The sequence below is a fragment of the Hoylesella oralis ATCC 33269 genome (assembly GCF_000185145.2).
In the GTDB taxonomy this organism is placed as follows: Bacteria; Bacteroidota; Bacteroidia; order Bacteroidales; family Bacteroidaceae; genus Prevotella; species Prevotella phocaeensis.
In genome coordinates this window covers 1,252,519-1,266,094 of the sequence record NZ_GL833119.1, presented here as the reverse complement: position 1 = coordinate 1,266,094, position 13,576 = coordinate 1,252,519, and the positions used below count along the sequence as shown (strand labels likewise).

Here is a 13,576-nt window from a genome sequence, read left to right as displayed (position 1 = left end):
ACGTTATGCCATAGGCCTATCGGCGTTATACCATAAGTTTGTCTCTATCCGCCGAACGATATTTCCAACACGATCGGACGGTCTGCCGTCGGTTGCATGAATGTTTTCAGCGCCTCGTCCATCTCTTTGTAAGAGCCGGCCCGCAGGTATGTCACGTTATTTTGCATGCAAATGCCCTGCGCGGAGGTATGGTGAGCGCCGACAACATACGGCTCTTTCGCCGCACTTTCGTCCAAATGGGGCAATCGGTCGAATATTCCACCGCGGCCGTTGTTCAGCAATAACACGCGCAGGTTGCCCCTTAAATTGCCGTTCCACAGTGCATTTTGGTCGTAAAAGAAGCTCAAATCGCCGATTACACAGAACACAATCCGCCCTGATACCACCGACATACCGGCCGCAGTAGACAGGCTTCCCTCTATTCCGTTTACTCCCCGATTGCAACAAACGTGCTCCTCGGCAAACTCATTCACCAGTCTCACCGCCATGCTGTTGCCCGCCTGAAGTTCGTAGTCTATGGATGTATGCAGATAAAGTTCATCGAAGAAGCACTCTAAAGCGCCGCGTTCCGAGAACGGAGAGGCCGTGTTATGCGCATGGAGATAGGCTTTGTCCAAGACAGTCTTCCAACGTTCGAGAAATACTCTTTGTTCCTGATGGGGACAGATCGACTTATCCGACTGCAAGGCGGTACGGATAACGCTTAAAACCTCCCAAGATTTGCCTTCGATAACGCCCGTCTGCGCCATGAAAGAATCGTGTATGTCGCCGTCGGGCGATACCGCCCACACCTCCAGACCTCTGCCCTTGCGCAAGAAACTTTTCAGTCTGTTGCTGATGAGCGCATCGCCCATGTACAGAACAAAGTCGGGCAGATAGGGCTCTTCGTTGCCTTTTATCAAATCCAAAGCGCCTTCTATGTGCAGATCGAGCAACGAAGAAGAGGGCATTCCCAAGCATTCGTAAAGCACAGGCAGCAAGGATTGCAGTTCAACAAGCAACTCCTCGCAAGCATCGGCAGCCGCTCTGTCTTGCTGACCTATAACGATCATCGGGCGCAGAGCATGACTGAAAGCCCGAACAACATCGCCCATAGCGCCGGTATCCGCTACGCTTTCGATACGTTTTATTACCCTCTGTCGGGGTAATTCGGACGTTGTAAACTCGAACAAAGGCTTTCCGATGGGCACATTGATATGTACCGGCCCGCCTCCACGGTGCATCGAGGCGAGCAAGGCCTCGTTTACAAGCCTGTTACACAGCCATCTGTCATCGTTATTCTGCGGTTCCGGCAGCGATACAGCCTTGCACACAAAGCGCCCGAAGGCATCTCTTTGCGGCATAGTCTGCCCGTCAAGCTGACCTATCCATGTCTCCGGACGGTCGGCAGAGATAACGATAAGGGGCAAATGCTGATAATATGCCTCGGCTACGGCAGGCGACAAATTGAGCAAGGCTGTACCCGAAGTAACGCAAACCGCCACGGGCATGGCCAGCACCTGTGCCATACCGAGGGCATAGAAGCCCGCCGAACGTTCATCGGTAACGGCATAACAGGTTATCAGAGGGCACTCGTTCAGATTGTGCACGATAGGCGCATTGCGCGAACCCGGGCACACCACGGCCGTTCTGACGCCATGACAGGCGAGCAATGCCGTAAGTATATTTACGTTTTCCTTATTGCTATACATCGTTTTCCGTATTCTGTTCCGCACATAGGCAGCGCATCATCGTTTGCATTTTGGCCTCTGTTTCGTCCCATTCCTGCTGCTCTGTGCTGCTTGGAAGCAGTCCGCCGCCGGCATAGAGCCTGCATTTACGGCCGTCGATCTGCATACATCGCAGGGTTACATATAGCTGCGTGGTGCCGCAGACACCCGTTATACCGGCGAAACCACTATAATATTCACGCGCTACAGACTCGTTTGAAAGGATGAAACGGCGCGCCTTATCCTTCGGAAGTCCGCATACGGCGGGCGTAGGATGTAAGGCTTCGAGCAGACTTCCTATCGTTTGTCCGTCGTTCAGGCGGAAAGTAAAGTCGCTGCGCAGGTGCAACAGGTCTGCCGCCCGTACCGTCTGAGGCCCCTGCTCCGTAATATCTGCGGCGATATCTTTTAGACATTCGCGGACATAAGCTGCCACATACCGCTGTTCTTCGCGGTTCTTAAGGCTCCAATCCACCGCATCCCGTTTGCCTTTCATGGTACCTGCAAGGGCGATGGTGCGGTATTCCGTTCCTGCTGTTTCTACCAATATCTCCGGCGTTGCCATTAACCAAGTGCCGCTTTCGGGGGCAGATATCAATGCCACAAACATGGAAGGATAGAGATGACAGGCACGCATGAAAAGGGTTTCCGGCGATAACGAGACCGCTGTTTCCACCTCGCAACACCGCGAGAGCACGAGCTTAGCGAAATTGCCTGCCGCTAATTCTCGATGAAAGCGGGTAAAGTCTGCGGCATACTGCCTGCGCCCGTCGTTACGGCATACTATCTCTGTCTGGCCTGCTTGGGGCATTTCAGCAGGCGGCAGCGGCAATATAGAGATTTCATCTGTGGCAAACAACAGAACCGGATGCTCTTGCGAAGGAAAGAAAGGAGCAAAAACAAAACCGCTCTTACCGCTCAACGCGCCCGCCGAATACAACTTTTCAGGCTCGTCGGCAGCCAGTCTGACGACGGAATACTCCGCAGCTTCGGGCAGTCGGAACATCACATAACTACTCATCTTTGTCTTGATGAATGACGTAATTGGTTACCTGAACGGTGGAAATCAGTTCGTCTTTGCTGTTTTTAATATCTATGTGCCATTCGTGGAGCGTATGTCCTTTGAACTGAAGTCTGCCATATGCCGTCACTGTATCGCCTTCCAGCACGGCTCTAACGTGCTTCCCGCTCACACTGATGCCCACGCAAATCTTGTCGGGACACAGCGACATGCTGCCTACACCTGCCAAATTCTCCGCCAAGGCCAGCGATGCACCGCCGCTAAGAAAGCCGAACGGCTGGCGATTACGTTCGTTCACCCGCATACGGGCCATACATGTATCGTCTTCAGGTGTCGAAATAAACTCCATACCGAGCGTGGTCGACAGTCCTTCCTGCCGTGTTATCAGGTCGTTGATCCTATCTACATTCATAGTCTTTAAATTAAATATCAGCGTCCTGCCACCCTATTACAGAGGGCCGAGGAGCCATCTATTTGTTGCAAAGATAGTATTTTATTTTAATATACATACCCTCTGCAAATCATTTTTATACCAGTTATTGCAGCACTTTTGCCATCCTATATGAGACATATATACCATTTGTCGTCCATAGACTGCAGATGTAAGCGGCTTAAATTTACAATGTAAGGCGCTTACATTATATATCTATCTTACCGACTCTGTATACCCGATGCTTATAGCTACATGAAAAAGCAATAAAAAACAGTGCTTTCAACCATAAATGTTTGTGTATTTATGGCTTTTTGCCTACATTTGCAGGAAATATATTTCCAACAAATTCACTACTCATACATGCTCGATATCGCAATTATCGGTGGCGGCGCAGCAGGTTTCTTTGCTGCCATAACCGCCAAACGCAGACTGCCCGAAGCCCGTGTAACGGTATTCGAACGGGCGAAGAAAGTACTTGCAAAGGTGGAAGTTTCGGGAGGTGGGCGCTGTAACCTTACCAACTCGTTTGCCGATGTTACCGACCTGAAGCAGGTATATCCGCGCGGTTTTAGGCTGATGAAGCGTCTCTTCAAGACATTCGACTATGTTTCGACCTACCAATGGTTCGAAGATAACGGCGTTGCACTGACCACACAAGAAGACCAATGCGTATTTCCGCGGTCGCAAGACTCGCACAGCGTAACCGACTGTCTTACCGCGCAAGCGCGACAATTAGGCGTAGAAATACGCATACAACACACGCTCACTGCACTTAAAAAGCTCGGGAACGGCGATTTCGAACTGCATTTCAAGGAGCAACAACCACTGGTTTTCAACCGTATAGCCATCACTACGGGCGGTTCTCCGCGCCTCTCGAGTGTGCAATATCTGGCCGATATGGGGCACGAAATAGCAATGCCGGTACCCTCTTTGTTTACTTTCAATGTAACGGACAAGGCACTTCGCAATCTCATGGGCACTGTTGTGGAGCACGCGGCGGTATCCATACCGTCGACAAAGATGCGCACCGCGGGCGAACTTCTTATCACCCATTGGGGCATGAGCGGCCCCGCAATACTGAAACTCTCGTCGTATGCCGCGCGTATCATCAGTGAACGCGGCTATCGTTTCCCGCTTTCGGTGAACTGGATCGGCAGATATAACATGAACGAAATAGAAGAATATCTGCAGGAAACGGCCGTCAGAAATGCACAAAAGCAACTGTCTTCCATCCGTCCTTTCGGCATCCCGTCGCGCTTGTGGCTACATCTGTTGGCACGAACCGCCATTGCTTCCGACAAAAGATGGGGCGAACTGGGCAAGAAAGACAACCACCGATTGATGGAAGCGCTTACAAACGACGTTTACGAAGTAACGGGCAAAGGCTCGTCCCGCGATGAGTTTGTGACGTGCGGCGGTATAAGTTTGAGCAATATAGATATGAACACGCTCGAAAGTAAGCACTGTGCGCACCTGTTCTTTGCAGGCGAAATCTTGGATATAGATGGCATCACGGGCGGCTTCAACCTGCAGGCAGCGTGGACAACCGGTTATGTCGTGGGGCAAAACATAGTGGTATAAGCCACTCGGGCAGGCAGCATATCGCCCAAGAAAACACTTTTTATCCCATCTTATTTACGTATATAACCGTAACAAAACGAGAAAACAACGGGAATATTTGGTATTTTTAAAGAAATTGCGTAAATTGCGCAACGTAAATATACACCATGTTTGTATGAAAGAACTGAATAATCCGTTCGTGATATACGGCTACAAGGGCGCCGATTATTTCTGCGATCGTGTAGACGAAACCCAACGAATGATCACGGCACTTTATAACGAAAGGAACGTTACACTTATCGCCCAGCGCCGCATGGGCAAGACCGGATTGATATTACATGCTTTCGATAAGATCGCCAAATCGCAACCTACCGCCCGTTGTTTCTATATAGACATCTTTTCAACCAAGAACCTAGGGCAGATGGTACAGCTGTTTGCACGTACTATCTTGGGCAGACTCGACACGAATACGCAAGGGGCAATGCGGAAAATCACCGAGTTTTTCGGCAGTTGGAGGCCTGTTATCTCGTTCGATCAGCTAACTGGATTACCCTCGGTTTCACTGGATATCAAGCCTACAGAGGCTACCAAAACACTCAAGCAGATATTTGAATACATGCAACTTTCAGGGAAAAGGTGCTACGTTGCTATCGATGAATTCCAACAGATACTCAATTATTCCGACCAAGGCATAGAGGCCGAGCTTCGTTCTTACATACAGTTTCTGCCGAATGTGTACTTTGTGTTTTCGGGAAGCATGCAACATATCATGGAAGAAATGTTCACCTCGGCCAATCGTCCGTTCTTCCAAAGCTCGCAAATCATGCACCTCGACAGCGTCGACCGTGCGGAATACCGCGAATTCGCCAACCGTTTTTTCCGCAAACAGCATAGGGCTATCTCCGAAGAATGCTTCGCCTATCTATATAATAAGGTAGACGGAATTACGTGGTACGTACAGTCTATCCTTAACAGAGCCTACCAATACGACAACGAAACGATAGACACAACGCTCGTAGATCGACTTATACGCGAGTTAACCGATGAACAAGAGAGCGTTTTCCAGAGCTTCTATGCCTCGTTGACGGAGCTCCAAGCCCTTTTGTTGCAGGCTATAGCCAAAGAAGAGTGCGTATATTCGCCCTTTGCACACGAGTTTATATCGAAATACAGGCTGCGTGCGGTGAGCTCAGTCAGAACGGCTTTGAAGGCTCTTACCGACAAACAGCTGGTTTATCATAAACCGGAAGGCTACATAGTTTATGACCGTTTCTTCGGTCTGTGGCTCAAAGAAAAGGCATAATCATTCAACATATCACCATATGGCTATTAAGAAATGGAAGACATTGCAGTCGGATTACCTCATTAAACGGCCTTGGCTCACGGCACGACGCGACAAAGTAGAGCTGCCGAACGGTAAGGTTTTCGATGAATTTTATGTATTGGAATTCCCCGATTGGGTAAATGTAATTGCCGAAGACCGTGAAGGCAACATCCTTCTGGAACATCAGTGGCGCCACGCGGCAGGCGAAGTATCGACAGAAATCTGTGCAGGTGTGATCGAAAGAGGTGAGGAACCGCTCGACGCGGCCAAGCGTGAACTGCTCGAAGAGACGGGGTATAGCGGCGGTAAATGGACAAATATCATGACTATAATGCCCAATCCGGGCTTGATGACCAACCGTTGTCATTGCTTTCTTGCCACGGGTGTGGAGCGTGTCTCGGGGCAACATCTCGACGAAAGCGAAGACATAGAGGTGATACCCACGCCACGCAGCGAAGTTCTTGCCATGCTGCAGGCCGGCGAGTTCCGGCAGGCATTGATGGTAGCCCCGCTGTGGAAGTACTTCGCCACAACGAAATAACGCTGCAAAACCGCACGGCAATGATCTGAAGATTATGCATAGAAACTGCATCAACCGTTCATGAAAAGGAAAATCTTCATCAGTATAGCCGTGCTTATCGGTTTAGCTGTCGGCTATATCGCCTACATGAACATGACATAGGTAGCCCGCACGAAAGCGAAAGGCAACCGTATCATCGCCTTGATAGAGGCTTACAAAACCCAACATGGAGAAGCCCCGAAAGACTTAACCGCCGTGGGTATTCCTCTTAATAACAACGAAAGTCGGGAATACGAGGGCGAAACATTCTATTATAACAATATGAATGACGGTACTTATATGCTCTGCTTCGCCCGTAACTCCGATGATAATCATGTCTATTATTCACTGCTTAAGACTTGGATGCACGGCTTCTACACCAATCTGGCATACGGGGAAAAGGGTGTACTTCGGCAAAATATCCACGGTACAACCATTCCTCGCTAATCATTCATCCCTGCTCTTTCGCTCTTTAAAGCAAGAAGAAAAGCGACACGCCCACCACAGAAATAACCGCGCCTACTACGCCTTTGAGTGTTATCTTCTGATGGAACATGTAATAAGAGGGCAGCAAAATAATGATAGGCGTGGTAGCCATGAGCGTACTTGCTATGCCCGCAGCCGTATATTGCACCGCCATAAGCGAGAAACCCACACCGATGAGCGGCCCCGAAAGTACCGCTATAACAAGCGCAACCATAGCTTTACCGTTGGCGCCCCCGCAGGCAAAACGCTTTGCATCGCCCTTCAAAATGAGCCAGATGCCGAAACAAACAAGGCCGGCTACGCAACGTATGAGGTTTGCACCGAACGGCAAGATGTGTTCCACCTGCGGAAGAACGCCCACAGGCACATCGGCCGTATAATGATCGAGCCCTATCTTGCTCAACACCAAGCCCAGTCCTTGCCCGATACCTGCACCAATTCCGAACAATACACCTTTGGCCGGAAGCTGCAACGACATACGTTTACCCTCGCCACGACTAAGTATCGATATGGCAATTCCCAACAGTGTAACGGCCATAGCCACCATGCTTTCCGCATTCAGATGCTGCCCCAATAGGGCCCAAGCAGCAATGGCTGTGAACATCGGAGCAAGCGTCATGAAGAGCTGTCCGTACCGAGAACCGATGGTAAGATAACTGTTAAAGAGGCACCAGTCGCCGAAGAAATAGCCCACTACACCCGAAAGAAGCAGCCAAAACCATGCTTCCAACTGCGCATAAACGGGCATCGGAGAGCCCGTAACCCACCACATGAGACACATAGAAAGCACAAGTGCCAGCAGCATGCGCCACACATTGGTTACCACAACGCCCAGCTTTCTGGCCGCAACCTCGCAGGATAGGGCAGCTATCGTCCACGAGAAAGCCACACCCAAGGATATTATTTCGCCTAAATATGCCATATTTCGGGCTGCAAAGTTACGCGAACTCCACAAAATGACAAAATAAATATGCGGTTTATTTCATTGCCCTGCCGGTCTTGCATGGCACATCTATTTGCCTTACACCACAGACCTGTCCGGCTTAGACCGTTGCCCTATGCCCCTTACACCATAGGTCTGTCGGAGCTCCTTGCCGACGCTGTTCCTATAAAAATATGAAAATAATAGGCTTGTTCGGAATAATTTCGTAATTTTGCATCATCGATCAAGATAAATATACACAATAAATATGAACGTTTTAGAGCTTAGTGAGCAGGAGATAGGGCGCCGCCAAAGTCTCCAAGAATTACGCGCTATGGGCATCGATCCCTACCCCGCAGCCGAATATCCTACGAATGCATTCAGCACAGATATAAAGAACGAGTATAAAGAAGGCGACGAACGTGAGGTCGTGATAGCCGGAAGAATGATGACAAGACGTGTGATGGGCAAGGCCAGTTTTGCCGAATTGCAAGACTCGAAGGGCCGTATACAGGTGTATATCACACGAGACGACATCTGTCCGGGCGACAACAAGGAGCTATACAATACGGTTTTTAAGCGACTGCTCGATATTGGCGACTTCATCGGAGTGAAAGGATTCGTGTTCAAAACACAAACCGGAGAGATATCAGTGCATGCAAAAAGCCTTACTGTATTGAGCAAATCGCTCAAACCTTTGCCCATTGTAAAGTATAAAGACGGTGTGGCTTACGACCGTTTCGACGATCCCGAGCTGCGATACAGGCAGCGTTATGTAGACTTAGTTGTAAACGATGGCGTAAAAGAAACGTTCCTCAAACGCGCCGTTATACTGCGTACAATGCGCCGAATACTTGATGATGCCGGCTATACAGAGGTAGAAACGCCCACGTTGCAGAACATTGCAGGCGGCGCAAGTGCACGGCCTTTCATCACTCATTTTAATGCCTTGAACGTGGATATGTACATGCGAATTGCCACGGAGCTTTATCTTAAACGCCTTATAGTGGGCGGATTTGAGGGCGTTTACGAGATTGGAAAGAACTTCCGCAACGAGGGTATGGACCGTACACATAACCCCGAGTTCACCTGTATCGAGCTCTATGTGCAATACAAGGACTATAATTGGATGATGGAGTTCACAGAAAAGATGCTCGAAACCATCTGCATCGCCGTGAATGGCAAACCTGAACAGATGATAGACGGGCAACTCGTGAGCTTTAAGGCGCCTTACCGACGGTTGCCGATACTCGATGCAATTAAAGAAAAAACCGGTTACGATCTTAACGGAAAGACCGAAGAGGAAATACGGAGTATCTGTAAAAAGCTCGAAATGGACGGTATCGACGACACTATGGGCAAGGGAAAACTCATCGATGAGATATTCGGAGAGTTCTGCGAAGGCACGTTTATCCAGCCTACATTCATCACCGATTATCCCGTGGAGATGTCTCCGTTGACGAAAATGCACCGCTCTAAGCCCGGTCTTACCGAGAGATTTGAATTGATGGTGAACGGTAAAGAGTTGGCAAACGCATACTCTGAGCTGAACGATCCCATCGATCAGGAGGAACGTTTCGTCGAACAGATGAAGCTGGCCGATAAGGGCGACGACGAAGCAATGGTGATCGATCAGGACTTCTTGCGGGCTCTACAGTACGGAATGCCACCGACTTCGGGCATCGGAATAGGCATCGACCGCCTCGTAATGCTCATGACAGGCAAGACAACCATACAGGAAGTGCTCTTCTTCCCGCAGATGAAGCCGGAGAAGAAGATACCCAAAAGCTCGGTAGAAGAATGGAAAGCCATCGGTATACCCGAGAAATGGGTGCCCGTTTTCAATAAGGCAGGCTACAATCTTGTATCGGATATTAAAGACGAAAAGGCGCAGAAACTCCAGATGGAGGTATGCGGAATCAACAAAAAATATAAGTTGGGCTACGATAACCCCAAGGTAGAAGAGTTCCAGACATGGATCGACAAGGCTACAGAGAAAGGGTGAAAAGGTAAAAGAGTAAAGGAGTAAAGAGATGAGGTAAAAGGTTAAAGAGCAAAAAGATAGAAAAGTAAAAGAGTTTCAGAGGCACTTTATCCTTAAAAGTTTATCGCTCTATTCTTGGAAAAGATATGCAAAAACCTTTTTACCCCTTTGCCCTTTCACCCTTTTACCTTTAAGGTTCCACCCTTCTACCTTTAATAAATAGGATGTTCGACATAGGTAAAATAGCGATAATCGGAGGAGGCAGCTGGGCTACAGCTATTGCCAAGATCGTGGTGAAGTACACTCATCACCTCGGATGGTATATGCGTCGCGACGATAGGATAGCCGACTTCAAGCGCTTGGGGCATAATCCGGCTTACCTGACAAGCGTGCATTTCAACATCGAAGAGTTGTTCATGTCGTCGGATATCAACAAGATAGTCGACGCATACCAAACGCTTGTATTCGTTACGCCGTCGCCCTATCTGAAAAACCACCTCAACAAACTAAAGACAGACCTGCACGATAAGTTCATCATAACGGCAATTAAGGGCATTGTACCTAATGAAAACCTCGTTTGTTCCGAGTATTTTCATCAGGTATACGACGTGCCTAACGACCATCTTGCCGTCATCGGAGGCCCTTCACACGCAGAAGAAGTGGCGCTCGAAAGACTCTCTTACCTTACCATAGGTTGCTCCGACGTGGAGAAGGCACAGGCTTTTTCAGACATACTTTCCTCGGATTTCATCAAAACAAAGACTTCCAGCGACGTTATCGGTATCGAATACGCCTCCGTATTGAAGAATGTATATGCCATAGCCGCGGGCATTTGCAGCGGTTTGAAGTACGGAGACAACTTTCAAGCAGTACTCATGTCGAATGCAGTTCAGGAGATGTCTCGCTTTCTTACGGCCATCCATCCCATCGAGAGGAGCGTTTATGACAGCGTATACCTTGGCGATTTACTCGTTACAGGCTACAGCAATTTCAGTCGTAACCGCACTTTCGGCACGATGATCGGCAAGGGTTACAGCGTTAAGAGTGCCCAAATCGAGATGGAGATGATAGCCGAAGGCTACTTCGGTACCAAGTGTATGAAGGAAATCAACCGCCACATGCACGTGAATATGCCCATCCTCGATGCGATATACAATATTCTTTACGAACGTATAAACCCCGAAATAGAGATTAAACTACTGACTGATTCTTTCCGATAAGGCCCGTATAACAGGAACAGGTATAAGAAGAACGTCAAACATTTAAAATAAACAACAACAATGAAAAGTATCAGCTTAGACATTACAAAGGCCGCACAATTCCTGAAAAAGGACACCGTGAAGGCTTATGCACCACAGGTAAAAGCCGCACAAGAAGCACTTGAGAGGGGTACTTGCCCGGGTAACGACTTTTTGGGATGGCTTCATCTTCCGTCATCCGTTACACCCGCTTTCATCGAAGAGATAGAAGAATGCGCCAAAACACTGCGTGAAAAGTGTGAAGTGATAGTGGTTGCCGGCATCGGGGGTAGCTATCTCGGGGCACGTGCGGTAATAGAAGCGCTCGCAAATTCATTCTCTTGGCTCATTAACGATAAGAGAAATCCGACGATTATGTTCGCCGGAAACAACATAGGAGAGGACTATCTCGCCGAACTTACCGACTTCTTGAAAGACAAGAAGTTCGGTGTAATCAACATATCCAAGTCGGGTACCACCACTGAAACGGCTCTTACCTTCCGTTTATTGAAGAAACAATGCGAATTGCAACGCGGTAAAGCAGAAGCAAAGGATGTGATCGTAGCCATTACCGACGCCAAAAAAGGCGCCGCACGCACCTGTGCAGACAAAGAAGGCTATAAGAGTTTCGTTATTCCCGATAATGTCGGCGGTCGCTTTTCGGTGCTCACACCGGTGGGACTACTACCCATTGCCTGCGCCGGATATGATATCAAAGCCTTGATTACAGGCGCTGTAGACATGGAAAAAGCCACTTCGCCGGCCGTATCTTTCGAGAATAACATCGCTGCACAGTATGCCGCGGTGCGGAATGCACTCTATTCACAGGCGGGAAAGAAGATAGAAATCATGGTTAACTACCAGCCCAAGCTGCATTACATGAGCGAGTGGTGGAAGCAATTGTATGGAGAGAGCGAAGGTAAAGACCACAAAGGAATCTTTCCGGCATCATGTGATTTCACGACAGACCTGCACTCTATGGGCCAATGGATACAGGAAGGAGAGCGTTCCATCTACGAAACAGTGATCAGCATAGAACGCCCTAACCGGAACATGTTGTTCCCCCACGACGACGAGAACTTAGACGGATTGAACTTCCTTGCAGGGAAACGTGTTGATGAAGTGAACAAAATGGCCGAATTGGGCACACGTCTTGCCCATGTAGACGGCGGTGTACCGAACATACGCATCAGTGTTCCCGAGCTTAACGAGTACTATATCGGGCAGTTGATCTACTTCTTTGAGATCGCATGCGGTATCAGCGGCAACGTTCTCGGCGTCAATCCGTTCAATCAGCCGGGCGTAGAAGCATACAAAAAGAATATGTTTGCACTGCTCGACAAGCCGGGATACGAGGCCGAAAGCAAGGCTATAAAAGAGCGACTTGCACAGGAATAATCCGTTATAACGCATGTATAACCGAGAAATAACAGCCTATTTAGAAAAGCACGACTACAAGACGTTTGCCCCAAAAGTCGTGCTTTTCGATATGGATGGTGTGCTCTACGACTCCATGCCCAACCATGCAACGGCGTGGGAGCAGGCAATGAAAGGCTACGGAATACGCATGTCGGCCCGCGAGGCATACGCCACGGAGGGCATGCGCGGCGTGGATACGATCCGTACACTCGTAAAACAGCAGCAGAACAAAGATATCGATGAAGCCGAAGCACAGCGCATGTACGATGAGAAAGCACGCGTGTTCGGCCTGCTGCCCACGGCACCTGTCATGCCCGGAGTAACGGAACTGATGCGCAAGATCAGGCAAAAAGGCCTGCAAATAGGCATCGTTACCGGCAGCGCACAGCACACTCTCATCAAACGGATGGCCCATGATTTCAAGGAATTTGTAAACGAGAACTGCATCGTAACTGCCTACGATGTGCAACAGGGAAAGCCTGCACCAGAACCATACCTAATGGGTTTGCAGAAAGCAGGCAACCTGCAGCCGTGGCAGGGCATAGTGGTAGAAAACGCACCTATGGGAGTTAGGGCCGGCGTATCGGCAAATATCTTCACCATAGCCGTAAACAGCGGTCCTTTACCCGATGCCTCGTTGACCGCAGAAGGTGCAAATCTCCTCTTTAAGAAGATGACCGACCTCAAAGAGGCATGGGACCTATTGGCCGCAAATTTCGATTTATCGTAGCTCTTCTCATGCCCTATTGCCGACAGACGGCTTTCCATTAAACATATACTGCACATCTATCGGCCCTAAACGGCATACCTATCGGCCTTAAACGGCACATCTGTCTGGCACACTCGGCAGCCACGCCTGCTTTAAGGCATAGCTCCCCGTTCGCCAGAAACACCGCACGAAGCTACCATTCATAAATAACG

The 13,576-nt window shown here is 49.1% G+C and carries 12 protein-coding genes; 8 read left to right on the top strand and 4 right to left on the bottom strand.

Annotated features, from left to right (window positions below; translation table 11 throughout):
• Positions 1 to 44 precede the first annotated feature (44 nt).
• From menD to HMPREF0663_RS07815, 3 genes are read right to left on the bottom strand one after another with little or no spacing between them, the layout of a single operon-like run.
• Positions 45 to 1,691 carry a 2-succinyl-5-enolpyruvyl-6-hydroxy-3-cyclohexene-1-carboxylic-acid synthase gene (menD, locus tag HMPREF0663_RS07825; protein WP_004369859.1) on the bottom strand — a complete coding sequence of 549 codons (1,647 nt, stop codon included), beginning with the start codon at positions 1,689 to 1,691 and terminating at the stop codon, positions 45 to 47.
• Positions 1,684 to 2,730, bottom strand: coding sequence for a chorismate-binding protein (locus tag HMPREF0663_RS07820; RefSeq protein ID WP_004369858.1), 1,047 nt, complete (start codon positions 2,728 to 2,730; stop codon positions 1,684 to 1,686). The genes menD and HMPREF0663_RS07820 overlap by 8 nt, the downstream gene beginning before the upstream one ends.
• Entirely contained in the window at positions 2,723 to 3,142 is a 420-nt protein-coding gene (locus tag HMPREF0663_RS07815) for a PaaI family thioesterase (RefSeq protein ID WP_004369857.1), read from the bottom strand. Before HMPREF0663_RS07815 ends, HMPREF0663_RS07820 begins: the two co-directional genes overlap by 8 nt.
• 324 nt (positions 3,143 to 3,466) lie before the next feature.
• Here HMPREF0663_RS07815 and HMPREF0663_RS07810 point away from each other — a divergent pair, with 324 nt between their 5' ends.
• The 4 genes from HMPREF0663_RS07810 to HMPREF0663_RS07795 all read left to right on the top strand — a co-directional run bounded on the left by HMPREF0663_RS07810 (position 3,467) and on the right by HMPREF0663_RS07795 (position 7,053).
• Complete coding sequence (locus HMPREF0663_RS07810) at positions 3,467 to 4,744, top strand: BaiN/RdsA family NAD(P)/FAD-dependent oxidoreductase (RefSeq protein ID WP_004369856.1); 1,278 nt, start codon at positions 3,467 to 3,469, stop codon at positions 4,742 to 4,744.
• 154 nt (positions 4,745 to 4,898) lie between these two features.
• Complete coding sequence (locus tag HMPREF0663_RS07805) at positions 4,899 to 6,026, top strand: AAA family ATPase (protein WP_036875454.1); 1,128 nt, start codon at positions 4,899 to 4,901, stop codon at positions 6,024 to 6,026.
• A 19-nt stretch (positions 6,027 to 6,045) separates the two neighbouring features.
• A complete protein-coding gene (locus HMPREF0663_RS07800; RefSeq protein ID WP_004369854.1) occupies positions 6,046 to 6,588 on the top strand; it encodes an NUDIX hydrolase in 543 nt (180 codons plus the stop codon).
• A gap of 180 nt (positions 6,589 to 6,768) precedes the next feature.
• Entirely contained in the window at positions 6,769 to 7,053 is a 285-nt protein-coding gene (locus tag HMPREF0663_RS07795) for a hypothetical protein (RefSeq protein WP_004369853.1), read from the top strand.
• A 25-nt stretch (positions 7,054 to 7,078) separates the two neighbouring features.
• Here the strand turns inward: HMPREF0663_RS07795 and HMPREF0663_RS07790 are convergent, their stop codons facing one another.
• Positions 7,079 to 8,014: a DMT family transporter gene (locus HMPREF0663_RS07790; RefSeq protein WP_004369852.1), complete on the bottom strand. Its 936-nt coding sequence runs from the start codon at positions 8,012 to 8,014 to the stop codon at positions 7,079 to 7,081.
• A gap of 268 nt (positions 8,015 to 8,282) precedes the next feature.
• Here HMPREF0663_RS07790 and lysS point away from each other — a divergent pair, with 268 nt between their 5' ends.
• The 4 genes from lysS to HMPREF0663_RS07770 all read left to right on the top strand — a co-directional run bounded on the left by lysS (position 8,283) and on the right by HMPREF0663_RS07770 (position 13,385).
• A complete protein-coding gene (gene lysS, locus HMPREF0663_RS07785) occupies positions 8,283 to 10,019 on the top strand; it encodes a lysine--tRNA ligase (RefSeq protein ID WP_004369850.1) in 1,737 nt (578 codons plus the stop codon).
• A gap of 203 nt (positions 10,020 to 10,222) precedes the next feature.
• Positions 10,223 to 11,218, top strand: a complete 996-nt coding sequence (locus HMPREF0663_RS07780) for an NAD(P)H-dependent glycerol-3-phosphate dehydrogenase (RefSeq protein WP_004369849.1) — start codon at positions 10,223 to 10,225, stop codon at positions 11,216 to 11,218.
• 60 nt (positions 11,219 to 11,278) lie between these two features.
• Complete coding sequence (locus HMPREF0663_RS07775) at positions 11,279 to 12,634, top strand: glucose-6-phosphate isomerase (protein ID WP_004369848.1); 1,356 nt, start codon at positions 11,279 to 11,281, stop codon at positions 12,632 to 12,634.
• Between the two features lie 13 nt (positions 12,635 to 12,647).
• The gene (locus tag HMPREF0663_RS07770) at positions 12,648 to 13,385 is read left to right on the top strand and encodes an inorganic diphosphatase (RefSeq protein WP_004369847.1); all 738 of its coding nucleotides are present in this window, start codon (positions 12,648 to 12,650) and stop codon (positions 13,383 to 13,385) included.
• The last annotated feature ends 191 nt before the right edge of the window (positions 13,386 to 13,576 follow it).